This window comes from Streptomyces sp. NPDC127098 (assembly GCF_042722465.1).
In the GTDB taxonomy this organism is placed as follows: domain Bacteria; phylum Actinomycetota; class Actinomycetes; order Streptomycetales; family Streptomycetaceae; genus Streptomyces; species Streptomyces millisiae.
The window spans coordinates 71,192-95,921 of record NZ_JBHXFJ010000018.1; the positions used below are offsets into that span (position 1 = coordinate 71,192).

22 protein-coding genes and 1 other RNA gene are annotated in these 24,730 nt (G+C 72.3%); 4 read left to right on the plus strand and 19 right to left on the minus strand.

All coding sequences use genetic code 11. The features are described from left to right. Positions 1 to 4: 4 nt before the first annotated feature. From ACFWI8_RS14430 to ACFWI8_RS14475, 10 genes are all read right to left on the minus strand, one after another. On the minus strand, positions 5 to 1,867 hold the full coding sequence (locus ACFWI8_RS14430) for an esterase-like activity of phytase family protein (protein WP_387090302.1): 1,863 nt from the start codon (positions 1,865 to 1,867) through the stop codon (positions 5 to 7). Further along, positions 1,864 to 2,250, minus strand: a complete 387-nt coding sequence (locus tag ACFWI8_RS14435) for a hypothetical protein (protein ID WP_387090305.1) — start codon at positions 2,248 to 2,250, stop codon at positions 1,864 to 1,866. The genes ACFWI8_RS14430 and ACFWI8_RS14435 overlap by 4 nt, the downstream gene beginning before the upstream one ends. Before the next feature lie 175 nt (positions 2,251 to 2,425). Beyond that, positions 2,426 to 2,707, minus strand: a complete 282-nt coding sequence (locus ACFWI8_RS14440) for an HU family DNA-binding protein (RefSeq protein WP_132931688.1) — start codon at positions 2,705 to 2,707, stop codon at positions 2,426 to 2,428. A 289-nt stretch (positions 2,708 to 2,996) separates the two neighbouring features. Beyond that, positions 2,997 to 4,418 (minus strand): NAD-dependent malic enzyme, encoded by a 1,422-nt coding sequence (locus tag ACFWI8_RS14445; RefSeq protein WP_387090308.1) that lies wholly within the window; start codon positions 4,416 to 4,418, stop codon positions 2,997 to 2,999. 318 nt (positions 4,419 to 4,736) lie between these two features. Next, positions 4,737 to 7,019: a HelD family protein gene (locus ACFWI8_RS14450; RefSeq protein WP_387090310.1), complete on the minus strand. Its 2,283-nt coding sequence runs from the start codon at positions 7,017 to 7,019 to the stop codon at positions 4,737 to 4,739. A gap of 135 nt (positions 7,020 to 7,154) precedes the next feature. Beyond that, complete coding sequence (locus ACFWI8_RS14455; protein WP_387090313.1) at positions 7,155 to 8,309, minus strand: uroporphyrinogen-III synthase; 1,155 nt, start codon at positions 8,307 to 8,309, stop codon at positions 7,155 to 7,157. A gap of 142 nt (positions 8,310 to 8,451) precedes the next feature. After that, positions 8,452 to 9,849, minus strand: a complete 1,398-nt coding sequence (locus tag ACFWI8_RS14460) for a nitrate/nitrite transporter (protein ID WP_387090315.1) — start codon at positions 9,847 to 9,849, stop codon at positions 8,452 to 8,454. Positions 9,850 to 10,107: 258 nt separating this feature from the next. Beyond that, entirely contained in the window at positions 10,108 to 11,007 is a 900-nt protein-coding gene (locus tag ACFWI8_RS14465; protein WP_387090317.1) for a DUF1015 family protein, read from the minus strand. Positions 11,008 to 11,089: 82 nt separating this feature from the next. Next, positions 11,090 to 12,433 (minus strand): ATP-grasp domain-containing protein, encoded by a 1,344-nt coding sequence (locus ACFWI8_RS14470; protein ID WP_387090319.1) that lies wholly within the window; start codon positions 12,431 to 12,433, stop codon positions 11,090 to 11,092. Positions 12,434 to 12,543: 110 nt separating this feature from the next. Further along, entirely contained in the window at positions 12,544 to 12,666 is a 123-nt protein-coding gene (locus ACFWI8_RS14475; RefSeq protein ID WP_387090322.1) for a hypothetical protein, read from the minus strand. A gap of 277 nt (positions 12,667 to 12,943) precedes the next feature. On the opposite strand from ACFWI8_RS14475, the gene ACFWI8_RS14480 reads away from it, so the two are divergent. Then, a complete protein-coding gene (locus ACFWI8_RS14480; RefSeq protein ID WP_387090325.1) occupies positions 12,944 to 13,804 on the plus strand; it encodes a LuxR C-terminal-related transcriptional regulator in 861 nt (286 codons plus the stop codon). 38 nt (positions 13,805 to 13,842) lie between these two features. After that, entirely contained in the window at positions 13,843 to 14,937 is a 1,095-nt protein-coding gene (locus ACFWI8_RS14485) for a LuxR C-terminal-related transcriptional regulator (RefSeq protein WP_387090328.1), read from the plus strand. On the opposite strand, the gene ACFWI8_RS14490 is transcribed toward ACFWI8_RS14485, so the two are convergent. Next, complete coding sequence (locus ACFWI8_RS14490; protein ID WP_387090379.1) at positions 14,916 to 15,896, minus strand: LysR family transcriptional regulator; 981 nt, start codon at positions 15,894 to 15,896, stop codon at positions 14,916 to 14,918. The genes ACFWI8_RS14485 and ACFWI8_RS14490 overlap by 22 nt on opposite strands. Positions 15,897 to 15,991: 95 nt before the next feature. On the opposite strand from ACFWI8_RS14490, the gene ACFWI8_RS14495 reads away from it, so the two are divergent. Further along, positions 15,992 to 16,168, plus strand: coding sequence for a hypothetical protein (locus ACFWI8_RS14495; protein ID WP_387090331.1), 177 nt, complete (start codon positions 15,992 to 15,994; stop codon positions 16,166 to 16,168). A gap of 4 nt (positions 16,169 to 16,172) precedes the next feature. Here the strand turns inward: ACFWI8_RS14495 and ACFWI8_RS14500 are convergent, their stop codons facing one another. The 6 genes from ACFWI8_RS14500 to ftsE form a co-directional block, all read right to left on the minus strand. After that, positions 16,173 to 18,083 (minus strand): penicillin-binding transpeptidase domain-containing protein, encoded by a 1,911-nt coding sequence (locus ACFWI8_RS14500; RefSeq protein WP_387090333.1) that lies wholly within the window; start codon positions 18,081 to 18,083, stop codon positions 16,173 to 16,175. A gap of 123 nt (positions 18,084 to 18,206) precedes the next feature. Continuing rightward, positions 18,207 to 18,579: a transfer-messenger RNA gene (gene ssrA / locus ACFWI8_RS14505) on the minus strand. A gap of 55 nt (positions 18,580 to 18,634) precedes the next feature. Next, positions 18,635 to 19,114, minus strand: coding sequence for an SsrA-binding protein SmpB (smpB, locus tag ACFWI8_RS14510; protein ID WP_387090336.1), 480 nt, complete (start codon positions 19,112 to 19,114; stop codon positions 18,635 to 18,637). Positions 19,115 to 19,126: 12 nt separating this feature from the next. Then, a complete protein-coding gene (locus tag ACFWI8_RS14515) occupies positions 19,127 to 20,278 on the minus strand; it encodes a S41 family peptidase (protein WP_387090339.1) in 1,152 nt (383 codons plus the stop codon). A gap of 89 nt (positions 20,279 to 20,367) precedes the next feature. After that, positions 20,368 to 21,279 carry a permease-like cell division protein FtsX gene (gene ftsX, locus ACFWI8_RS14520; protein ID WP_311602833.1) on the minus strand — a complete coding sequence of 304 codons (912 nt, stop codon included), beginning with the start codon at positions 21,277 to 21,279 and terminating at the stop codon, positions 20,368 to 20,370. A 31-nt stretch (positions 21,280 to 21,310) separates the two neighbouring features. Next, positions 21,311 to 22,000, minus strand: coding sequence for a cell division ATP-binding protein FtsE (gene ftsE / locus ACFWI8_RS14525; RefSeq protein ID WP_311602832.1), 690 nt, complete (start codon positions 21,998 to 22,000; stop codon positions 21,311 to 21,313). A gap of 256 nt (positions 22,001 to 22,256) precedes the next feature. Here ftsE and ACFWI8_RS14530 point away from each other — a divergent pair, with 256 nt between their 5' ends. Beyond that, a complete protein-coding gene (locus tag ACFWI8_RS14530; RefSeq protein ID WP_311602830.1) occupies positions 22,257 to 22,451 on the plus strand; it encodes a hypothetical protein in 195 nt (64 codons plus the stop codon). Between the two features lie 111 nt (positions 22,452 to 22,562). On the opposite strand, the gene ACFWI8_RS14535 is transcribed toward ACFWI8_RS14530, so the two are convergent. Both ACFWI8_RS14535 and prfB read right to left on the minus strand, forming a co-directional pair. Beyond that, entirely contained in the window at positions 22,563 to 23,357 is a 795-nt protein-coding gene (locus ACFWI8_RS14535; RefSeq protein WP_387090343.1) for a hypothetical protein, read from the minus strand. Between the two features lie 257 nt (positions 23,358 to 23,614). Continuing rightward, on the minus strand, positions 23,615 to 24,721 hold the full coding sequence (gene prfB / locus ACFWI8_RS14540) for a peptide chain release factor 2 (RefSeq protein WP_387090345.1): 1,107 nt from the start codon (positions 24,719 to 24,721) through the stop codon (positions 23,615 to 23,617). Between the last annotated feature and the right edge of the window lie 9 nt (positions 24,722 to 24,730).

Consider the following 24,730-nt stretch of genomic DNA (forward strand, 5'->3'; position numbering starts at 1 on the left):
GGGTCTAGGGGAGCCGCACGGCGAGCGTGTAGAAGCGCGTGGTCTGCCGTGGGCTGCCGTTGTTGTCGGACACCAGGTGGAGCAGGTGCCGGCCGGCGTGCTCGCCTTCGACGACCTCCCGGCCGAGCGCCATGCTCTCCACGTTGTCGAGCAGCGGGTTGATCTGCTCCTGCTTGGCGACGGCGTCCGCGGCCGGGCAGTCACCGAGGTCGACGAGCAGCGTCTTGACCGGGAAGACGTCGGAGGGCGCGTCGCCGAGCGACTCGATCCCCGACACGTCGGTCAGGCCGGCGAACGACACGTGGTAGACGCGGACGGTGTTGCCGACGCCGGCGACGAAGCCGCGCTCCAGGGCGAGGAACTCCTCGTCCCCGAGCGCGGCCAGCTCGACCAGGGAGAGCCCCGAGTCCGACTGGTAGCCGAACTGGCCGGCCAGTTGGTAGTCGCCGCCGCGTGAGCCCGTGTAGCGCTGCACGCGCAGCATGTTCTGCCCGCGGTAGGTGTCGTCGACTGGGAGCGGCGTCTCCAGGCCCAGGTAGAGCGAACCGCCGTCCGGGGTGACGGTGAGGGACTCCATGTTGACGTTCGGCCGGAAGTTGTCCGGGACGGGCAGGCTGGCGACCGCCCGGCCGTCCGCGAGGCGGAAGCGGGTGAGCGAGGGGCCGGCGTCCGACTCGGAGGCCACCAGCACGGTCTCGTCCTCGACGACAAGACCCTCGCCGTCGAACTCCTCGCCCTGGTGCGGCGCGCCGTCCTCGTCGACCAGCGTCGTGACGTTCTCGATCTCCAGGCCCTCGAGTTCGGGGCCGCCGAGCGCCACCTCGTAGAGCAGCGCCGGGGTGTTGTCGCCGAGCACCAGGGCGCGGTCGCCCTCGGTCGGGGCGAGCGCCGAGAGGCCCTCCACGTCCCGGCCACGGTGCTCGGTGGTGTCCAGCGCGTCCGAGTAGCCGAGCAGCGTGGCCGCGGGCGAGCAGGCGCCGGCCCGTTGCTGGTCGGGGCCGGCCCCCCAGCGGAGGGCGAGCGCGGACGCGAGCACCAGCGCCGTGCCGGCCGCGACGACCAGGCCGGTGCGGCGCCGGCGCCAGAACGACGGCGGCGGCTGAGGGGGCGCGGGGAGGCGCGCCTGGTTGCGTACGAACGGCCGGGCGCCGGCCTGGTTGCGGTCCTGCCGCTGCGGCTCGGGGCGCCCCTTGGCCAGCAACGCGTCGTGCACCTGCCGGTAGACGTCGTCGAGGGAGAGCAACTCGGGCCCGTCCGGCACCCCGTTCGTGAGCACGTCGACCAACTCGCCGGTGAACGCGGTGAACCGCTCGCCCGGCACGGAGAGCGCCCGCACGTTCTCGGCGGCCGAGGTCAGCAGGTAGGTGTCCTCGACGCTGGCCACCGTGCGCAGGCTGGCCGCGTCCGACATCCCGGTGCCGAACGCCCGGCCGCTGAAGCAGCAGTCGAGGACGACGATCCTGTGGCGTGCCCTGCTGTGCTCGATGATCGCGCGGCGCAGCCACTCGTAGGGGACCGCGGTGTGCGGGCCGTCGGGGCGGGAGTCGGGCAGGGTGAGATGGAGCGTCAGGTCGTGCGGGTCGATGACGCCGTGGCCCGCGTAGTACACCACCAGGGTGTCCCTGGCCAGCTTCGCCGCCCTGATGACCGGCTCGATCAGTTCGTCGGGCGACCTGGGGTCGAGCACGGTGCGGCACCGCTCGTCCTCCGCGAGGCCCCAGACCCGTGGGTCGGTGAACGCGGAGTGCAGGGCACGGCAGTTGTTCGCCACCGCGGGCAGCGGCTCGAGACGGCTGTAGCGCCGGACGCCGATGAGCACACAGGCCGACTGCGCCGGATCCGGCGGCCCCTTGCCCTCGCCGCTCACGCCCCCTCCCCCTGGTTTCGGCCCGCTTCCCCGTCGTCGCCCGCGCCGAGGGCCTGGACCAGGGCGCGCGCGGTGGCGGGGTCGGCGGTGGAGACGGTGACGGTGAGCCCGTCGCGCTCGATCGTCACCCGGGCGCGCGGGGCGCAGGCGGCCCGCCAGGCGGCGATGGCCACGCCCAGGTTGGCCAGTTGGAAGCCGTAGTCGACGACGAGCCGGATGACGTCCGCCGAGACGCCCATGGTGCCCCGGGCCGCGGGCGCGCCGGAGAGCAGCGTGATCTCCGCGTGCTCGCGCACCCCCGGCTCCCTGCGCAACCAGTCGAGCAGGGAACGCCGCTGTTGCCCGAGGGGATCGTCCTCGGGCGTGATCTGGATGGTCGTCACTCTTCTTCCCCGTGTGTCAGAGGCCTGCCGGCGCGCGGTGACCTTCTGGTCGGCGAAGAGCCTAGCGAGGTGTGGTGATCCTCACGCGGCCTTCGGCGACAGCCGCGGACGCGCCCTGACAGCACGAGAGGGGTGGCCCTGGCCGGGCCACCCCTGCAACATGTTCACCACGGGGTCACTTGCCCCGGGCGGCCTCCTTCAGCTTGGAGCCCGCGGACACCTTGACGCTGTACCCGGCCGGGATCTGGATCGGCTCGCCGGTCTGCGGGTTGCGCGCGGTGCGGGCGGCACGGTGGGTGCGCTCGAAGGTCAGGAAGCCGGGAATGGTGACCTTCTCGTCCCCCTTGGCAACGATCTCGCCGACGGTCTCGGCGAAGGCGCCCAGCACGGCGTCGGCGTCCTTTCGAGTCACCCCGGCGCGGTCGGCCAGACTGGCCACCAGCTCACTGCGGTTCATATTTCGTACTCCCGTGTTCATCTTGCCAATGAGGCGTGAGATCGAAGCCGATGCTGCCAGGGCCCACTGACAGCCCCAGGACCAGGGTCTGACTTCCGGGCCCCTCGCGCCCGGATACGCATCCTGCCCCCACGGGAGGCGAGAAGGCCAATCCGGCGCCCGCGGGGTCACACGAAGAGCGCTGATCGCCCGCCGTCATGACGGTCCCGTGGCTCGCCTCTCCCGTCACCCTAAGGGGCGGCCGTGGAGGCCGGGCAACCGACTCGCCGCCGGGTGGGGCCCCGCACCGCTAGGCGCTGGCGGGCCCGGTGGCGCCCTGGGCCGCCTCGCGGACCGCGTCGGCCACCGCGCCCGAGACCTTCTCGTTGAAGACGCTGGGCACGATGTAGTTGGCGTTCAGCTCCTCCTCGCCGACCACGTCGGCCAGGGCGCGGGCCGCGGCCAGCATCATCGACAGGTCGACGGTCCGCGACTGGGCGTCGAGCAGGCCGCGGAACACACCTGGGAACACCAGAACGTTGTTGATCTGGTTGGGGAAGTCGGAGCGCCCCGTGGCCACCACGGCGGCCGTCTGGCGGGCGATGGCCGGGTCGATCTCCGGGTCCGGATTCGCGAGCGCGAACACAATCGCGTCGTTCGCCATCGCCGCCACGTCCTCGGCCGCCAGCACGTCGGGCGCGGAGACGCCGATGAAGACGTCGGCGCCGACGATCGCCTCCTTCAGGGTGCCGGTGACGCCCTCCGGGTTGGTGTTGTCCGCGATCCAGCGCAGCGGCGAGTCACCGTCGGCGTCCACCAGGTCGGCGCGGCCCGAATGCACCACGCCGTGGATGTCCGCCACCACCGCGTGCTTGACGCCGGCCTCGATGAGGAGCTTGAGGATGGCGGTGCCGGCGGCGCCCGCGCCCGACATGACGACCCGTACGTTGCCCAGCTCCTTGCCGACCACGCGCAGCGCGTTGGTCAGCGCGGCCAGCACCACGATGGCGGTGCCGTGCTGGTCGTCGTGGAAGACCGGGATGTCCAGGGCCTCGCGCAGCCGCGCCTCGATCTCGAAGCAGCGCGGCGCGGAGATGTCCTCGAGGTTGATGCCGGCGAAGCCGGGCGCGATCGCCTTGACGATCTCCACGATCGCGTCGGTGTCCTGGGTGTCGAGGCACAGCGGCCAGGCGTCGATGCCGGCGAACCGCTTGAACAGGGCGGCCTTGCCCTCCATCACCGGAAGCGCGGCGTGCGGGCCGATGTTGCCGAGGCCGAGCACCGCCGAGCCGTCGGTGACGACGGCCACGCTGTTGCGTTTGATGGTCAGCCGCCTGGCGTCCTCGGGGTTGGCCGCGATCTGTGTGCAGACCCGGGCCACACCCGGCGTGTAGATCATCGAGAGGTCGTCGCGATTGCGAATCGGGTGCTTGGACTTCATCTCGATCTTGCCGCCGAGGTGCATCAGGAAGGTGCGGTCGGAGACCTTCCCGAGCGCCACGCCCTCGATGCCGCGCAGCTTCTGGACGATCTCGTCGGCGTGCGCGGTGGAGCTGGCCGCGATGGTCACGTCGATGCGCAGCTTCTCGTGGCCGGACGCGGTCACGTCCAGGCCGGTCACCGAGCCGCCCGACGACTCGACGACGGTGGTGAGCTGACTGACCGCCGTACCGCTGGCCGGGACCTCGAGACGGACCGTCATCGAGTACGAGACACTGGGCGCCGTTGCCATCGCCGACTTCCTTCGCTTTCCTGAAAACCGCCCCCGAAAGTGCTGTCACCATACGAGAGCGTCGCGCCTCGGTGAAACCCAGGGCGCGGGACCGATATGACCGTAACAGCAAAGCGTCACAGCCATGGAAACGGTGTGGAAAGAAGGAGGGGGGAGAGGTAGGGGCGCCGACCCGCCAGCTCGCCTCGCGGCAAGTGGTCGCTCGTAGCGACAATGGTTGGGCCCGGGGGCATGGAACGGGCCGACGCCAGTTTCAGGCTACCGCACGCGTCCCCGCCCCGTGCAAGTGCGGGACTCCGCCCACGTCAACCGCCCAGCTCAGCCGGCCGGGACGGCCGTGTCGCCGGCCGTGGCCAGCACGGTGAGGCGCTGGGTGGCGCGGGTGAGGGCGACGTAGAGCACCCGGAGCCCGGCGGGCGACTCGTCGGCGATCTCGCCGGGGGCCAGCACCAGCGTGGCGTCGTACTCCAGGCCCTTCGCCTCCAGGCTGCCCAGCACCATCAGCCGCTCCCCGGCCTCCGGAAGGTCGGCCAGCCACCTCGCGACCTCCGCGCGGCGACGCATCGCCACCACCACGCCGACCGTGCCCGGCACCTCGGCCAGCAGCCGACTCGCCTCGGACCGCGCCGCGGCCCGCAGCGCCCCCGCCGACTCGACGGTGGCGAACCGCGGCGCGATCCCGGTCTCCCGCACCGCGCGCGGCGGCACCGCGCCCGGCATGGCCCGGGAGAGCACCCCGTCCGCGACCCGCGCGATCTCGGCCGGGTTGCGGTAGTTGACCGTCAGCTCGAAGCGGCGCCGCATCCGCCGTCCCAGGGCCCGGTCGCGCTCCGCCGCCGCCTCGGCCGGGTCCGGCCACGAGGACTGCGCCGGGTCGCCGACGATGGTCCAGGTGGCCTGGCCCCCGCGCCGGCCCACCATCCGCCACTGCATCGGCGTGAGGTCCTGCGCCTCGTCGACGATCACGTGCGCGTAGTCCAGGCGCTCGCCGCCGTCGGGGTCGGCCGCCGAGGCCCGACCGTTCGGCGCGCTCCGCTCCGCGTAGGTGGTGAGCTCGGCGAGCCCGGTGAGCTGGTCGAGCACGTCGACCTCGCGGGGCGCCGCCGGTCTGGTCGGGGTGCCGAGCAGCACCCGCAGCTCGTCCAGGAGCGCCACGTCGTGCGCCGAGAGCCCGGCGCCCGCCGGGGTGACCCGGCGCAGTGACCGCGCCAGCTGCCGCACCTCGCGCGGGCGCAGGATCCGGCGGGCCCAGCGGGCCAGGCGCTGCTCGTCGGCCATGGCCACGAGCACCTGGAGCGGGGTGACCTCGGGCCACCAGGCGGCCAGGAAGTCGGTGAACGCCTCCTCGTCCGCGATGTCGTCGTTGAACGCCTCGCGGGCCTCGGCGGCGAACCCCGGGTCCTGGTAGCGCTCAGGGGCGCCCGACTTCCGCCACAGCGCGTCGAGCAGCAGCCGGCGGGCGCGGGGCCGCAGCAGGTTGACGGGAGCCGTGCCGCCGAGTGCCTGCTGCCGGACCGCGGCCAGCTCCTCGCCTTCGAGCTCGACGCGGCGGCCGAAGGCGACCACCCGCAGCCGCTCGGGTGCGCCGGGCGTGTCGACCGCACCGCGCGCCGCGCGGGCGAGCACCCGCGCCATGGCGGCCGAGCCCTTGATCCGCGCGACGGCCGGCTCGTCGTACGAGTCGGCCTCGGCGCCCTCGATCAGCGAGCCGAGCGCCCGGATCGCGACCTGCCCCTCCTCGCCGAGCGACGGCAGCACGCCCTCCGTGTACGACACCAGCAGCGGCGTCGGGGAGACCACCAGGATGCCGCCCGCGTACCGCCGCCGGTTCTGGTAGAGCAGGTAGGCGGCCCGGTGCAGCGCCACCGCCGTCTTGCCGGTGCCGGGGCCGCCGGTGACCTCGGTGACCGCGGTGACCGGTGCCCTGATCACCTCGTCCTGCTCGGCCTGGATGGAGGCGACGATGTCGCTCATCCGCCGCCCCCTGGCCCGGCCGAGGGCGGCCATCAGCGCGCCGTCGCCGACGACCGGCAGCTCGGTGCCGGCCAGCAGGGCGCGCAGCTCGGGGCGGAGCAGGTCGTCCTCGACGCCCAGCACCCGGCGGCCCCGGCTGCGGATCACCCGGCGCCGCACCACCCGGCCGGGGGCGACGGGCGTGGCCCGGTAGAAGGGGGCGGCGGCCGGCGCCCGCCAGTCGATGACCAGCGGCACGTACTCGGCGTCGAGCACGCCGAGCCGCCCGATGTGCAGGGTCTCGGCGATCTCGGCCACGGGCGCGCCGTCCTCCTCGCCGATCGCGTCGTCGGCCGGCTCGACCGAGGTGTAGGCGCCGTCCGGGCCGCGCACCCCGTCCTTGCCCGGCAGCAGATCGATCCGGCCGAACAGGAAGTCCTCGAACTCGTTGTTCAGCCGGGAGAGGTGGAGCCCCGCCTGGAAGACCTGGGCGTCGCGCTCGGCGAGCGCGCCGGGGGTGCCGACCTGGACCCGGTCGGCCGCGTCGGCCATCAGGAACTCGGCCTCGTGGATCTTCTCCGTCAGCCGCCGGTACACGGTGTCCAGGTGCCGCTGCTCGTCCCGGATCTCGCGTTCCCGCACGTCCATGGCGCGGTCCCCCTCTTCGGCTGTCGGCTCCGCTGGTCTGGAAGGCGTTCCACCGTACGCCCATCCGGGGCCGTGCGTGCGGCATGTGCCACAGGTCGGACGGCCGGGGGCGGGCCGTCCGACGGGCCCCGCCGGTTACTCGCCGTACTTGCGGCCGTCGAGTGCCGGATCGAGGGCGAGTCGGTAGCCGCGCTTGACCACGGTCTGGATCAGGGTCGGCACGCCGAGTGCCGTCCGCAGCCTCGCCATGGCGGTCTCCACGGCGTGCTCGTCCCGCCCGGCGCCGGGCAGCGCGCGCAACAGCTCCGCGCGGGAGACCACCCAGCCGGGTCGGCGGGCCAGCACCCGCAGCATCGCCATGCCGGCCGGCGCGATCGGCCGCAGCTCGCCGTCGACCACGACGGCGTGGCCGCGGATCTCCACCCGGCGGCCCGCGACCGGCAGCGGGCGGGCGCGGGCCGGCAGCTCGTTGCAGAGCAGCTGGACCAGCGGACCGAGCCGGAAGCGCTCGGGGGCCTGCGTCGGCACGTCGTGGGCCTGCAGAGGCAGCGCGGTCACGGGCCCGACACAGGCCGGCAGCACTCGCTTCTGGAACGTGGCGACCAGCGGTTCGAGCACCCCCCGCTTCTCGGCCCTGCGCAGCAGCGAGGCCGCGGCCGGCGCGCTGGTGAACGTGACGGCGTCCAGGCCGCCGGCCAGCACCGTGTCGATCAGCCGGTCGACGGGGCCGAGGTCCTCGGGCGGCATCCAGCGGTACACCGGCACGTCCACGACCTCGGCGCCGGCCTCGCGCAGCGCCTCGATGAAGCCGGGCAGCGGCTCGCCGTGCAGTTGGAGGGCGACCCGTCGGTCGGCGACGCCCTCGTCGAGCAGCCGCTGCAGCACCTCGGCCATGGACTCGGAGGCCGGCGACCACGCCTCGGTGAGGCCCGCCGCCCGGATGGCGCCGCGCACCTTGGGGCCGCGGGCCAGCAGCTCGCCCGAGCCGAGCGTGCGCAGCAGCTCCTCGCCCATGCCCCAGCCGTCGGCCGCCTCCACCCAGCCGCGGAAGCCGATCGCGGTGGTGGCCACGACGATGTCGGGGGCGTGGGCGATCAGCTCGCGGGTGGCGGCCAGCAGCTCGTCGTCGTCGGCCAGCGGCACGATGCGCAGCGCCGGCGCGTGCAGCACCTCCGCGCCGCGTCTGCGCAGCAGCGCGCCGAGCTCCTCGGCCCGGCGGGCCGCCGTGACGCCCACGGTGAAGCCGTCGAGTGGCCGGATCTCACGCCCTGCCTGTTCCTTCTGCGCCATCCGCTCCATCGATCCGTATCGCTCCGCCCCGAGAGTTCCGATGCGTGGAACCGAGCCTGTCAACGGAGCGTGACAGGCTCGGTTCCGGTGGATTTCCCCCGGGTTACGGCGGGCAGCGGGGCCCGCCGCACCCGGATCCCCGTCAGACTCCGACGTAGGCGGGCTGCCGGTCGTCGCTGCCCGGGCTCTTCGCGCCCTCCTCGGCGACGCCCTGGGGCGCGCTCGCGCCGCGCAGGTATACGGCCCAGGTAACCACGAAACACGCGGCATAGAAGGCGAGGAACGCGACGAAGGCGCTGAATCCGGACCCGGTGGAGAGGAACGACTGCCGGAACGCCAGGTTGATCCCGAGCCCGCCGAGCGCGCCGACCGCGCCGATCAGGCCGATCGCGGCGCCGGACAGCCGCCGCGCGTAGGCGGCCGCCGCCTCGCCGGTGAGGCCCTGGTCCTGCGCCTTGGCCCGGTAGATGCCGGGGATCATCTTGTAGGTCGAGCCGTTGCCCAGGCCGCTGAGCACGAAGAGGCCGACGAAGCCGACGAGGAAGACCGGCAGCGACTCGTTCGCCGAGGCCAGCAGGACCACGACCGTGGCGACCGCCATGCCGGCGAACGTGTACAGGGTGATCCTCGCCCCGCCGAACCTGTCGGCCCAGTAGCCGCCGACCGGCCTGATCAGCGAGCCGAGCAGCGGCCCGATGAAGGTGATGGAGGCCGCCTGGAGCGGGGTGCGGTCGAACTGGTTCTGCAGCACGAGACCGAAGGCGAAGCTGTAGCCGATGAACGAGCCGAACGTCCCGATGTAGAGGAAGGACATGATCCAGGTGTGCCGGTCGCGGACGGACTCCCGGGCGGCGCCGGTGTCGTTGGTCACCGGGCCCAGGTTGTCCATGAACCGCCAGGCCAGCGTCGCGGCGACGAGGATCAGCGGCGCGTAGACGGCCAGCAGCACGCGGGGGTTGCCCTCACCGGCGGTGGCGATCACCAGCAGGCCGACGAGCTGGATCACCGGGACGCCGATGTTGCCGCCGCCGGCGTTGAGGCCCAGGGCCCAGCCCTTCTTGCGCAGCGGGTAGAAGGAGTTGATGTTCGTCATCGACGACGCGAAGTTGCCGCCGCCGACGCCGGTGAGGGCGGCCACCAGCATGAAGGTCGTGTACGACGTCCCCGGCTCCATCACCACCCACGCGAGCGCGGTGGGCAGCAGCAGCATCGCGGCCGACACCACGGTCCAGTTCCGACCGCCGAAGCGGGCGACGGCGAAGGTGTAGGGCACCCGGGCGACGGCGCCGACCAGGGTGGCCATCGACACCAGGAAGAACTTCCCGGCCGGGTCGATGCCGTACTCGGGGCCCATGAAGAGCACCAGCACGGACCACAGGGTCCAGATGGAGAAGCCGATGTGCTCGGAGAGGATGGAGAAGACAAGGTTGCGGCGCGCGACCCGCTCCCCTTTCTCCCTCCAGAACCGCTCGTCCTCCGGGTCCCACTCTTCTATCCAACGTCCGCCTCGCCGGGAGGCCACGGGCTTGGGGGCTGACATCACGCCTCCATCGGGCATCACGCCCGGTACTTGGTGCTCGGTCACAGATCCTCGTGATGCCCGAAGGTAGGTACCGCGCGTTTCGCGGCTGTGGCCCGAGGTGACGCGTGCGAAACCTTGCACTCACGAACGCGGACCCGGGGCGGTGAGCGACTTCGCTACGCGGTGAGGCCGGGCAGGGTCTCGCCCACCCACCCGCCCTTCCCAGCCCACCGGCGGGCCGCCACCACGCTGGCGGGAGGGCGGGTGGGAAAAAACCTACGTCAGGGGCCACCGCGGCAGCGAAGGGCCGAGGTGGGTGGATTTGGGCGGCATGCCCGCCCCGCTGGCCGCGCCGGACCAGATCTGGTCCCACGTCGGCGGCGGCAGGATCAGGCCGACCTCCTCCGGCCCCGGCGGCTCGCTGGTGTAGCGCGGCGCCACCGGCACCCCCTGGTCCTCGCAGAGCGCGGGGATCAGCACGTGGTCGCTGATCGCCGCCGGCAGCTCCACCCACTCCGGGGGCACGAACCGCAGCCGACCGGCCATCGTCGCCGGCGACACCTCGGAGACCTCCCACGCCCGGCCGCCACCGGTCAGCACGAAGGTGCCGTTGCGCGGTGCGAGCCGCGCGCCGGCCGGCAGCTCGGCGACCCGCGCGACCCGGGCCGCCGTGGCCACCGCGCGGCCGAGGTCGAGGCCGGGCACCGCCCGGTGCGTGGCGGAGAGGGTCAGCGGGTAGCGGCGGTGGTCGACGACCAGCGCCGGCAGCCGGCCGGCCGCCGAGCCGGGCTCGGCCCGGCGCAGCCGCCTGGCGGCCTCGAGCCGGTGGTGGCCGTCGGCGAGCAGCACCGGCGGCAGGGCGGGGGGCACGTCGGTCCACGCCTGGTCGCACGCCCACAGCAGCTGGGTGCCGCCCTCCGGGGTGGGGAGTTCGCGGACCGGCGGCCCCTTGACCGTCTCGTCCACGCACTGCTGGAAAGAGCCGAGATCGGTCGCGGCCAGCAGTAACGGCTCGACCGGCGCGTCGGTCTGTTCGAGGAGCCCGACCTGGTTGCGCACGGCCGACTCGGCGACCTGCTGGTGCCGCAGCACGTGCCCGGTCTCCACGCCGTGCAGGCCCAACGCGCCCACGACGCCGCGTTGTTCGACGGCGCCGAGGGCGTCACGGCGTTCCACGACGAAGTAGGTGCGCCCGAGGGGCAGGAGGAGGTCTGTCCGTGGGGCCGGGGTCCGGGGCGGGACCAGCGCGGGGAACAGCTCAGGCCGCAGTGTGCTCCTCCTCCTTCACTGCCTCCCTCAGCATGTCCCGCGGCACGTCGGCACGTGGGATCTCCCGGGCCATCACCCCGGCCAGCACGGACGGCCCGGGTTCCGGCTCCGGAGCGGGCAGCACCACGGGCCGCAGCGTGTCGAGCGCCTTGCGCAGCACTGCCTCCAGCTCCTGAGGGCTGTCGGCGACCGCCGTGACGTAGCCATGTCCGGCGACCCGGCTGGTGGCCTCCGGAACATGACTCCCCACGGGAACCGCGATCTCCAGCTCCCGCACCCCGGCGAGCGCCCGTGCCTCCGCGATCCCCTCCACCGCCTCGAAATGGCCGGGCGGCAGCCGCAGGAACCGGATGCCGGCACACCGCGGCTCGACGAAGTCGGGCTCCGGCAGCGGCAGTCCGAGCGCGCTGGCGACGCTGAGCGCGATCAGGTCGGTCCCGGTGGCCAGCCGCAGCAGGTCGTGCACCTCGGTGGCCCCCGGGTGGGCGTGCGACTCGATGAGCCGCGGCCCCTCGGCGGTGACGATGACCTCGGTCTGCGAGAGTCCGTTGCGCTGGCCCGCCGAGTTGAGCGTGGCGACGACCAGTCGGTGGATCCGCTCCCGCGTGTCCTCGTCCAGATCGGCCGGCATGTCGTAGCCGGTCGTCCGCTGGTACTCCGTGATGTCGGCTCCCACGAGGTCGCGGGGGCCGTACTTCCTCGTGACGGCCAGGACCGTGTGCTCGCCTGACCGCGAGTGCGCCTCGACGCTGAACTCCGGGCCGTCGAGGAACTCCTCGACGATCAGGGCGGGTTCGCCCGCCAGCTGGGCGGCCAGGTCCGACGCGTCCGCCACGCTGCGCAGCAGATGCACGTCCTGGCCGCCCGAGCCGGTGCGCGGCTTGGCCACGCACGGGAAGCCGACGCGCTCGGCGACGGCCACCAGATGCGCGGCACGGTCACAGTGCTCGAACCGGACGGGGGCACCGGTGAGCTGGTTGACCCTGCCGCGCAAGGCCGCCTTGTCCGTGAGGTACGCGACGGCCGCATGGGGGTTGCCCGGGAAGCGGAGCGCTTCGTTCGCCCGGGCGGCGATCAGGGCGCTGGCCTCGGTGAAGCCGAACACAGCAGCCCTGGCAGGAAGGTTGGTGAGATGGCCGATGGCCATCATCAGTTGGGGGTGGTCGGTCCAGTCGACCGTGATCGCCTGGTCGGCGAGGGCGACGGCCTCCCGAACTCCCGGTCGTGACAGGTCGGGTGCCAACACCAGGGTGCGGGCGCCGACCCGGCGGGCCGCCTCGACCACCGCAGGGCGCGGGCTGAGCAGAACCGCCATCGGTGACTGGGGCGTCATCGTGCCGCCTCCTTGAGTCCACGAGATCCGAGGTTCGAGTCCACGTCCACGTCCACTTCCAGGTCGACCGCGTCACCGGCCGAGGTGCCGGGCTCCCCGCGAGTCGCGCATCAGCCCCAGACGCTGCCGAGGGTCTCGTTCTGTCCGGCACTCGCGTCCTGAGCCGTGGCGACCCCACCGGACACCGCCGCGATCGCGAAGGCGGCGAGAACGCTGAGAACAAACTTCTTCACGGGATCCCTCTTCCGTGTCCACATAGGCGAACATGAGTGGCATGCTGGCCCAATCATGCTCACGAGCATTCACGGCGAAGTCGATAGAATCGCTGTGGCATCATCTCGCCTGTCAAGTTGACGCCAAGGGGCTGGCCGATGTCGTTCGAGGAAGAAGATCGTGAGCGAATCCGGCAAAATAGACGCAGCGGCCGCCCGAGTTTACCGGCTCCGCGTGACTCACCCCACCAACTCCGTTGAATGGATTGCCGTTCGTGCTGGTCTTACACCGGAGCAAGTGAAGGACGCGGAGTTCCAGCTTGCCGAGTTGGGCCTGTTGCGGCCGTCCCCGAGCGGCGGCCGGGTGGCCATCAGTCCCGAGAGCGCCGCCGACGCGCTCCTCGCGCCGATGGAACAGGACATTCTCCAACGACGCATCGCGATGGCGGCGACCAGGGCCAGGCTGCACGCGCTCTCCGGCGACTACCTCGAGGCCCGCAGCATGCGCTCGGCCAAGAGCAGCATCGAGATCGTCGAGGGCATCGACAACATCCGCGCCGTCATCGACGACCTGGGCCGCACCTGCGCCAAGTCCCTTGACGCGCTGGTGTACGGCGGCCCACAGACCGACGACGCCCTCCGCGCCGCGCTGGCCGTGGACCGCGAGCTCCTCTCCCGTGGCATCCGGATCCGCTCGATCTTCCAGCACTCGGCGCGCGGCCACCGTGCCACCACCGTCTACGCGGCCACCCTCGCCAGCGAGGGCGGCCAGGTGCGCAGCACCGCCGTGTTGCCGTCCCGGATGCTGATCTACGACGACTGCGCGGTGCTGCCGCTCGACCCCCTGAACACGGCGGGCGGCGCCGCCCTGGTGCGCGATCCCGCGGTGCTCAAGTTCCTCAAGCAGCTCTTCGAGCACTACTGGGACCGGGCGTTGGACTTCGCCGAGGAGCAGCGCACGGGCCCCGTGCCGACCGGTGTCGAGCGCGAGGTGCTGCTGCTGATGGCGGCGGGCAAGAAGGACGAGGCGATCGCCCACCAGTTGGGCATGTCGCCCCGGTCCGTCAGCCGGATCGTCGCCCGCCTGATGGAGCGCCTCGGCGCCGAGAGCCGGTTCCAGGCGGGCGCGCGGGCCGCGCTCAACGGCTGGCTGTCCTGACACGACCACTCCGACGGGAAGGGGTGCGGACGATGGATGTGAGCACGACACAGACGGGCGACGCCGTCGGCGACGGCGATGCCGACGCCGTCGACGACCCGCTGCTCGGCGAGGCCGGCGCCGTGCTGGGCGACGAGGAGGAGATCGACGCGGCGACCGTCCGCGTGTACCAGCTGCGGGTCACCCATCCCACCGACCTGGTCAGCCAGTTGGCGGCGCGGGCCGGTCTCGACCGGGAGCAGGTCAGCCGGGCCGAGAAGAAGCTCTCCCAGCTCGGCCTGTTGCAGCGCTCGCCGAGCGGCGGCTGGGTGGCGATCAGCCCGGAGAGCGCGGCGGAGGCGCTGCTCGCCCCGTTGGAGCGCGACATCCTCCAGCAGCGGATCGCGATGGCGGCCACCAGGGAGCAGTTGCACGCGCTCTCCGGCGACTACCTGGAAGCCCGCAGCATGCGCTCGGCCAAGAGCAGCATCGAGGTGGTCGAGGGGATAGAGAACGTCCGCGCGGTGATCGACGACCTGGGCCGCACCTGCACCACCTCGTTGGACTCCATGCAACCGGGTGGCGGCGTGACCGACGCGGCCGTCCGGGCGGCCGCGCCGCTCGACATGGAGTTGCTGTCGCGCGGCATCACCATGCGGTCGCTGTTCCAGCACAGCGCCCGCCGCCACCGCAACACCGTGCAGTACGTGGAGCGGCTGACCACCGCCGGCGGGTCGGTGCGCAGCACCGGCACGCTGCCGTCCCGCATGCTGATCTACGACCGGGACTGCGTGGTGCTGCCGCTCGACCCGCTGGACACGGCGGCGGGCGCGGCCATCGTCCGGGACCCCTCGGTGCTGAGCTTCCTGTGCCAGGTCTTCGAACAGTGCTGGGAGGACGGCCGGGACTTCGTCGAGCCCGACGTGGCGGCGCCGGACACCGAGCCGGTGGGCGTCGAGCGCGAGGTGCTGCTGCTCATGGCGACCGGCCGCACCAACGACGACATCGCCCTGCGGCTCGGCGTCTCCCAGCGGTCGGTGAGCCGGACGGTGGCGCAGCTGATGGCGCGGCTCGGCGCCACCAACCGCTTCCAGGCGGGGGTGCGGGCGGCCGAGTTGGGCTGGCTGACCGTTCAGGACCCGGCGGAGGCGTAGAGCCCGCGGTCGGCCTCCGGCAGCCAGGAGCCGGCCGGGCGTTCCAACCAGGAGCCGCGGCCGCCCAGGTCGCGGGCGGCCGCGGTGAGCGCGTCGAGCCCCGGGTGGTGCGGCCCGCGCCGCCACACCATGGAGACCGGGGAGAGCGGCACGGGTTCGACGAGCGGTCGCAGCACCATGCCCGGTACGCCGACGAACTCCGTGCTGGCCAGCACGGACCAGCCCTGCCTGCGCACGACCCGGCCGAACTCGGCCTCGCCCTCGATCTTCGGGAACGGCGGCGCGAGATGGATGCCGCGCCCGGCGAAGAGGCTCCGGGCGTAGTCGGTCCACTCGGTGGTCTCCTCGTTGCCCGCCGCCGCGTACAGCGTCTCGCCCGCCAGTTCGGCGAGCGGCACCCGGGGCAGCGCGGCCAGCCGGTGGTCGCCCGGCAGCAGCACGGCCACCCGCTCGAAGCGGATCAGCCGGTGCGCGAGCCAGGACCGCACGGCCGGGGCGAGGCCGGCCACCCGGCCGAACGACACGTCGAGCCGGCCGTCGGCGATCTCGGCCGCCGCCCTGGCGAGGCCGCTGTGGTAGCGGGCGACGAACTCGAGCTCGGGCGCGATCAGCCGCGCCTCGTCGAGCACCCGCTGCCCGGTGGCGACCCGCGCCGCCACGTCCACCACCAGTGGCCGGTCGCCACCGGCCGCCACGGCGGCGCCGAGCCCGTCGTACGCCGCCAGCACACGGCGCGCGTGCGGCAGCAGGCGCTCCCCCTCCCGGGTGAGGGCGACGTGCCGGGTGCTCCGGTCGAAGAGGGCCGTCCCCCACTCGCGTTCCAGCCGCCTGATGTCCCGGCTGAGCGCCTGCTGCGCCACGAAGAGCCGGCCGGCGGCCCGGGTGAAGTGCAGTTCCTCGGCCACCGTGACGAACGCGCGCAGCAGTCGGGGATCGGTCTCGTGGTGCACGAGGACCATTCTCACGCGCCTCAGCCGATTCACAACAGGGGCGCGTGAATGGGCGCTGATCAGGTGTTGGACGCGGCGCCTCGCCCTTGGCGAGGGTGGATGCCATGCCGACCATGCTCTTCGCCCTCACCGGCGGCACCCTGATCGCCGCCCTCCCCTCGGCCCTGGACGACACCCGCCCACCCGCCGCGCAAGCGCACCCGCGACGCCGCCGGCCGTCGTCCGCCGGCCGGCGAGCCGGGCGCGGGACACCCCGGCTCCGCCGGCGGGCGGACGAGTGAGCGGCTACAGCGCCGTGAGGAAGGCCGCGGCCAGCGGCCCGGCGTCGCGGCCGCCCGAGCCGCCGTCCTCGAGCACCACCGCGAACGCCAGGTCGCCCTCGCCGAGGAAGCCGATCATCCACGCGTTGGTCGACAGCTCGCCGTCCTCCGCCCGGTACTCGGCCGTCCCGGTCTTGCCGTGCGGCTCGCCCGGCACGCCGTCCAGCGCCGAGGCGCTGCCCTCCGTCACGGTGGCCCGCATCATCGTGCGGAGCGCCGCGACCGTGGACTCGGACAGCTCGGTGTCCGCCTGGTACGGCTCCTCCACGGCCGCCGGGACCAGCAGCGGCTGGCGGAACGTTCCGTCCGCCACGGTGGCCGCCACCGAGGCCATCACCAGCGGGCTGGCCTGCACCTGGCCCTGCCCGATCAGCGACGCGGCCAGCGCGTTCTCGTCGTCGGCGACCGGCACGCTGCCGTCGAAGGTGACGGCGCCCACGCTCCACTCCTCGCCTATGCCGAAGGCCCGCGCCGTCCGGTTGAGGGTGTCGTCCTCGAAGCGGTCCCGGTTGCCGATGAACGCCGTGTTGCAGGACTCGGTGAACGCCTCACGCAGGGTCGTCTCGGGCCCGAGCTCGAACTCGTTCTGGTTCTCGAAGGCCTGGCCGTTCACGGTGACCTCACGGGGGCAGCCGAGACGGTCGTCCGGCGTCACCCCGGCTTCGAGCAGCGCGGCCGCCGTCACCACCTTGAAGGTGGAGCCGGGCGCCAACTGCCCCTGGAGGGACCGGTTGAACCCGTCGAGCGGCCAGTCGGCGGCGGCCAACACCTCGCCTGACGACGGCCGTATCGCGACGATCGAGCCGGCCCGCCCGAGGTCGTCGAGCGCCTCCTCGGCCGCGGCCTGCACCTCGGGGTCGATCGTGGTCTCCACCGGGCTGCCGGCCTCGCCGCCCTCCTGCTCGTAGAGGGTGTCGACGGCCTCGCCCGACTCTCGGTCGGCGATCACCACCGCGGAGGCGGGGGTGCCGGCCAGCTGCTCGTCGTAGCGCTGCTGCAGCCCCGAGGAGCCGGCGCCGGACTCGGGGTCGAGGCCCCCGACCAGCGACCTGGCCGCGTGCGCCAGCGGCCTGGTGTCCTCCTGGACCTGGATCCCGGGCACGGCCCCCAACTCCCCGGCGTGCTCCTGGTAGTCGGCGTCCCGCAGGGTCACCACCGGCACCGCCTGGTCCGGCTCGGCCGCGGCCACCCGGTCGGCCAGCGCCTCGGTGTCGACCCCCACGTCCAGCGCGTCGATCGCCTCGTACGCCGCCGTGGGATCGCTGAGCATCGCGGGCCAGATGCTGATGTCCCACACGGTCGACGGGCCGGCCAACTGGCTGCCGTCGGCCGCGAGTATGGGGGCCCGCTCGGGCTCCTCGGTGGTGAGGACCAGCGTCTGCCCCTCCCCCAACCGCGGGTGGACGACGGCGGGTTCCCAGCGCACCAGCCAACGGTCCTCCTCGCCCGGCACCATCACCGCGGCCGAGTCGTACGACCAGTCGCCCAGCTCTCCCAGGGTGAACGTCGCGGTGAACGGCACCCGCATCGCCTCGTCCGCGTCCTCGACCGCCTCGGCCTCGCCGGCGACCTCCAGCACCGTCTCCTCGGAGCCCATGTTCTCCGCCACCGAGTCGAGCAACGAACGCGCGCCCTCCGGATCGTCGGTGAGCGACGCGGCCCGCGCCAGGTCACCGTCGGCCCAGGCCCGCAGGAAGGCGTCCGCACCGTCCCGCGCCTGGTCGGAGCGGCCGTCGCCGTCCACGCCACGGAGCACGAGCACCGCGACCACCGCCAACACCGTGACCAGCACGGCGCCACCTATCACCACGCTTCGATGAGACCGCCAACTCGCCGGCTGCCGCTGCGGGTCCCACCCCGGTGCACTGTTCCCCATGGCGCGCACCCTACCGCCGCCACCCGGGCCAAGCCGAGCAGAAACGACAAAGACGACGTGGCCTGGAACGACGAAGGCGACGCGGCCACCCGCGGAGCGCGTGGCACACGTCGCCTGTCGACGGAGTGGAGATGGCGGGAATCGAACCCGCGTCCAACGAAGCAGAAGGAGGGCTTCTCCGAGCGCAGTCCGCTCTGATTTTCTCAGCCCCGGAGATCACGCGGACAAGTCTCCGACGGGCTCAGTCGCTGTTTGGTGTCCCCTTAGCTCCCGCGACCGGAGCTAACAGGTGAGTTCCCTAGCTGATGCCAGACACCGGGACGGGAACAGGCCCGGGCTGACACTTCGCGAGTCGCTGCTCAGGCAGCGAGGGCGAAGGAATCGCGCTTGTTATTGGCGATTATTTTTTCACGGCACATGGTTAACGAGATCATTGCCGCGCTTCCTCGGCTCGCTTCCCCTACTTCGACATCCGCTGTCGAAACCGATCATCCCCATGTTGAGTTAACAAACACCACGACCGCTCCCGGCCGCGTCTCTGCCATGATACGTCACGCGCGCTGCCTGCGGCGAGCCGCCGAGACGACGCGCTCCGCCTCCCGGCGGTCCTGCTTCTCCCGCAGCGTCTGCCGCTTGTCGTAGTCCCGCTTGCCCCGCGCCAGGGCGAGCTCGACCTTGGCGCGTCCGTTCAGGAAGTAGAGGGAGAGCGGCACCAGCGTCAGGCCCGTCTCCTGGATCCGGCCGACCAGCTTGTCGATCTCCCCGCGGTGCATCAGCAGCTTCCGCTTCCGCCGGGCGCTGTGGTTGGTCCAGGTGCCCTGCGCGTACTCGGGGATGTGCACGTTGTGCAGCCACACCTCGCCGCCGTCGATCTGACCGAAACCGTCGACGAGGGACGCGCGGCCCTGGCGCAGCGACTTCACCTCGGTGCCGGTCAGTACCAGACCGCATTCGTACGTGTCCAGAACGTGATAGTCGTGCCGCGCCTTCTTGTTCTGCGCGATCAGCTTGCGCCCCGTTTCCTTTGCCATGACCAGCCGAGTCTACCGGCCGGCCGCCAGACCGCCGAGCACGTTTTCCGCCCGCTCCTCGGCGTCCTCGCCGGGGCCGACGAGCAGGTCGGGCACGAGTCCCTCGGAGCCGACCGTGCGGCCCGACGGGGTGGCGTAGCGGCCCACGGTCAGCTCGGCCACCGAGCCGTCCGGCTGCACGTCCGGCATCTGCACGGTGCCCTTGCCGAAGGTCGGGGTGCCGACGATCACCGCGCGGTTGCGGTCCTGGAGGGCGCCGGTCAGCATCTCGGCCGAGCTCATGGTGCCGCCGTCCACCAGCACCACCAGGGGCGTCGCCGTGTCGCCGCCGGGCTCGGCGTGCAGCGCGTTCTGCTCGCCCCGCACGTCGTAGGTGGCGACCAGGCCGCCGTCCAGGAAGACGGAGGCCGCGGCGGCGGCCTCGGTGAGCAGTCCGCCGGTGTTCCCGCGCAGGTCGAGCACGATGCCGTCCTCCGGCGGCGCGCTGTGTGCCGCGGCCCGGACCAGCTCGCCCGAGCCCTCGACGAAGGAGCTGACGTGGATCCTGGTGACGCCGGGCTCGTCGCGGGTGACGGTGACCGGGCGGGCGGTCAGCCGGGCGCGCTCCACCCGCACCGTGGTGACCAGGTCGTCCCGCTCGACGCCGAGCAGCACCGTGCTGCCGGCGGGCGCCGGCTCGGGGCCCGCGCTGCCGCGCAGCCGGCTCACGGCGTCGGTGACCGGGCGGCCGGTGAGCGGCACGCCGTCGATGGTGACCAGTTCGTCGCCGGCCCGGACGCCGGCGCGCTCGGCCGGGCTGCCCGGGTGCACCTCGCTGACCACGATCCGGCCCTCGGCGGTGCTGATCACCGCTATCCCCGTGCCGACGTACTCGCCGGCCAGGTTCAGCCGGACCGACTGGTACTCCTCCGCCGAGTAGGCGCTCGCCCAGCGGTCGCCGCTACGGCTCACCAACTCGCCGGCGTCGTCGAGCGCCTCGGCCCGCTCCGGGACCGGCCCGGCGGCCGGCACCGGCTGGCCGGAGCCCGCCGCCTCCGGCCAGGAGCCGGTGGCGGCGCCCGTCACGAGCACCCCGGCGAAGACGCACGCCAGGGCGGTCCCCCGCCTGGCGGCGGCACCCCCGCCCCGCGGCCCAAACGAAACTCCGTGACACGGACGTGACATGGTGCGGAGTGTAGGACACACCCAGGGGGCGCACGGGAGTTTCACCCGGTACGTCCGGGCGCACGTCACGGTGATAAATCACACGCGCCCTACACGCGCAGGTACTTGCGGAGCGCGAAGAAGGCCGCCAGGGAGGGCATCAGCGCGCTCACCACCAGCACCAACGGCAGCACCGAGAGCACCGCGTCCCAGCCGATGAAGTTGATCAGCGGGATCTGCTCGGCCAGGAAGTTGTTGATCGCGAAGTACTTGACGCCCACGATCAGCACACAGGCGAACAACCCGCCGAGCAGGCCGGCGATCGCCGCCTCCAGGATGAACGGCAGCTGGATGTAGAGGCTGGACGCGCCGACCAGCCGCATGATCCCGGTCTCCCGGCGACGGCTGAACGCCGAGACCCGCACCGTGTTCACGATCAGCAGCATCGCCACCACCAGCATCAGCGCCATCAGCCCGAGCGCCGCGTAGTTGACGCCGTTGAGCAGGTCGAACAGGTTCTCCAGCGTCGAGCGCTGGTCCTGCACCGACTGCACGCCCTCCCGGCCCGCGAACGCCGAGGACACGACGTCGTACTGGGTCGGGTCGGTCAGCTTGACGCGGTACGACTCCTGCATCTGGTCCGGGGTGACCACGGCGGCGATCGGCGAGTCGGCCTGCTGCTCCTGGTAGTGCGTGTACGCCTCGTCGGCCGACTCGTAGAAGACGTCCTCGACGAGCTCCAGCTCCTCGAGCTCCGCCAGCAGTTGCTCCTTCTGGTCCTCGGTGACCGCGCCGCGGGCGCAGGCGGGGTCGGTCTGGGCGTCGTTCTCGTTGCAGAGGAATATCGACACCTCGACCCGGTCGTACCAGAAGTCCTTCATGCTGTTGACCTGCTGGTTGGTCAGCAGCGAGCCGCCGAGCAGGGACAGCGAGAGGGCGACCGACACGATCACCGCGAAGGTCATCGTCAGATTGCGGCGGAGACCGACGCCGATCTCCGACAGGACGAAGTGGGCGCGCATGGCGTCCTTTCAGTCGGGGCTCAGGCCGGGGTCAGTGCTGGTAGCCGTAGACGCCGCGGGTCTGGTCGCGGACGAGACGGCCCTTCTCGAGCTCGATGACGCGCTTGCGCATCTGGTCCACGATCTGCGCGTCGTGGGTGGCCATGACGACGGTCGTGCCGGTGCGGTTGATGCGGTCCAGGAGCTTCATGATGCCGACCGAGGTCTGCGGGTCCAGGTTGCCGGTCGGCTCGTCCGCGATCAGCAGCATCGGCCGGTTGACGAACGCCCGTGCGATGGCGACGCGTTGCTGCTCACCGCCGGAGAGCTCACCCGGCATCCGCTCCTCCTTGCCGCCGAGGCCGACGAGTTCGAGGACCTCCGGCACGGTCTTGCGGATCTGCCCGCGGGGCTTGCCGATGACCTCGAGCGCGAAGGCGACGTTCTCGCCCACCGTCTTGTTCGGCAGCAGCCGGAAGTCCTGGAACACGGTGCCGAGTTGGCGGCGCATCTGGGGGATCTTCCAGTTGGAGAGCCGGCCTAGGTCCTTGCCGAGCACGTGCACCGAGCCGTGACTGGCGCGCTCCTCGCGCAGCAGCAGCCGCAGGAAGGTGGACTTGCCGGAGCCGGAGGAGCCCACCAGGAAGACGAACTCGCCGCGTTCGACCTCGAGGGACACGTTGTTGAGGGCCGGCGCGTTCTGCTTCGGGTACGTCTTGGAGACGTTGTCGAATCGGATCACGGTTACACCATGTCGGGATGGGGTACATGCGGGGGGCTCCCCGTCGCTGGGGCAGACCATACGCGAAGCGGCACGTGGTCCGCAGGCGGCGTCCCAGGCCATCCGCTTTTGCCGGTTTCGCTCCCGTTGGGTGGATCGGGGTCCTGTTTCCAGGCCGGTCCCCGGCGGGATCCGGCCCGGATCCGGTCGGGCTTCTGCGTTTCCGTACGGACCCTGGCACAGTAGGGAGCAGGGGGAGATGAGAGGAGACGATCGCATGACCGCCGACTGGCTGGTGTGCGCCAACTGCGCGGGGCGGGTCAGCGAGGGCCGTTGCGCCGTCTGCCGGGCCGAGCTCGCGCGGCTGCGCGCGGAGCGTGGCCCGTGGGGCGCGCTCGGCAGCCCCGCCGGTCTCGTCGCCCTGCTGCTGGCACTGGTGGCCGTGCTGCTGCTGGTCGCCAGGCCCGCCTGAGCGGGCCGGAGCCCGGGACTCCAACGAGCGGGCCCGGGGCGGCGCTGCCGCCCCGGGCCCGTTCTGATGTGCGTGGTGTTACGTGGTGTACGCGCGCCGTGACCTGGCTGGTCAGGCGGCGGCCGCACCACCGTTCTTGGTGATCAGCCGCGGCAGGTAGCGGAAGGCCACGCCGCCCGCGATCATGGTCGCGGCGCCGATGATCAGCAGCGTCTCGTTCATGGAGGCGCCGGTCTCGGCCAGCTCGCCGTTGCCGCTGGGGACGGCCTCGGCCTCCTCCTCGGTCAGCTGCTCGGTCGGGTCGTTCTGCTCGATCGGCGAGGTGGCACCCTCGGAGTCGGGCTGCGGACCGCCGGCGCCCTCGGCGACACCCTCGGGGCTGCCACCGTCAGCGCCGTTGGCCGCGCCGCCGTCGTCGGCGCCACCGTCATCGGCACCGCCGTCGTCCGCGCCACCGTCGTCCGCGCCACCGTCATCGGCGCCACCGTCATCGGCACCGCCGTCGTCCGCGCCACCGTCGTCAGCACCGCCGTCGTCCGCGCCACCGTCATCGGCACCGCCGTCGTCCGCGCCACCGTCATCGGCACCGCCGTCATCGGCGCCACCGTCATCGGCACCGCCGTCGTCCGCGCCACCGTCGTCAGCACCGCCGTCATCGGCGCCACCGTCGTCAGCACCGCCGTCGTCCGCGCCACCGTCATCGGCACCGCCGTCGTCCGCGCCACCGTCGTTGCCCTCGGTCAGGCCGAGAATGGCACCGTCGGCGCCCTCTGCGACGCCGAGGATGGCGGCGTCCTGGGCGGTCGGCGCCGAGCTGTCCTTGCTCTGCTCACCCGCGGACGCCGTGCCGACGACGGCGAGCGAGGCGCCCGCCGCGAAGACGGCGGCCGCGGCGACGCGCGCCATGTTGGCGCGTGTCTTGGGACTGGCCATAGATGCACTACCCCCTGTAGCTGTTCGGTACAGACTATGTCCCGCTTGTCATGGGCAGCCTGCGCAAGGGCGGCGCCCGGCGCGGAGGGCACCGAGCCTCTCACGCGCCCCTTGCGCAACACGCACCCCTGGACATAGGCATGCCAGGCGAACAGCTTTCCCGCTGAAACGACCCCCGTCAAGCGGGATGTCCGGTAAATGCCGAGCGGGCCAAGAAAGTTGTGTGAAGGTTACTTCTCCTGCTGTTTCCGCCAGCGGATTCCCGCCTCCAGGAAGTCGTCGATATCCCCGTCCAAAACACCCTGGGGGTTTCCGACTTCGTGTTCGGTACGAAGATCCTTGACCATCTGGTACGGCTGGAGGACGTAGCTCCGCATCTGGTTGCCCCAGGAGTTGCCGCCGTCGCCCTTGAGCGCGTCCATCTTGGCCTGCTCCTGCGCCCGTTGGTGGGCGAGCAGCCGGGCCTGCAGCACGCGCATCGCGGCCGCGCGGTTCTGGATCTGGGACTTCTCGTTCTGACAGGAGACGACGATGCCGGTGGGCAGGTGGGTGATGCGGACCGCCGAGTCCGTGGTGTTGACGGACTGTCCGCCGGGGCCCGAGGAGCGGAAGACGTCCACCCGGATCTCGTTCTCCGGGACCTCGATGTGGTCGGTCTGCTCCACCACCGGCAGCACCTCGACGCCGGCGAACGAGGTCTGGCGGCGGCCCTGGTTGTCGAACGGGGAGATCCGCACCATGCGGTGGGTGCCCTGCTCGACCGAGAGCGTGCCGTAGGCGTAGGGGGCCTTGACGGTGAAGGTGGTCGACTTGATGCCGGCCTCCTCCGCGAAGGAGGTGTCGAGCACCTCGGTCGGGTAGCCCTTGCGCTCGGCCCAGCGCAGGTACATGCGCTGCAGCTGCTCCGCGAAGTCGGCCGCGTCCACGCCGCCGGCCTCGGCCCTGATGCTGACCATGGCCTCGCGCTGGTCGTACTCGCCGGAGAGCAGGGTGCGGACCTCGAGCTCGTCCACCGCCTTCTGGACGGCGGCCAGCTCGGCCTCGGCCTCCTTGCGGGTGTCCGCGTCGGACTCGGCCTCGGCGAGCTCGAAGAGCACCTCGAGGTCGTCGATGCGGCCGTGCAGCTCCTCGGTCTTGCGCACCTGGGCCTGGAGCAGGGAGAGCTTGCTGGTGACCTGCTGGGCGTGCTCCGGGTCGTCCCAGAGGGTGGGGGCGGCCGCCTGCTCCTCAAGCGAGGCGACCTCGGCCCGCAGGCTGTCCAGGTCGAGGACGGCCTCGATCGACTCCATGGTGGAGGCGAGAGACTTCAGAGCTTCGGATACATCGACAACTGCCACACGTCCAGC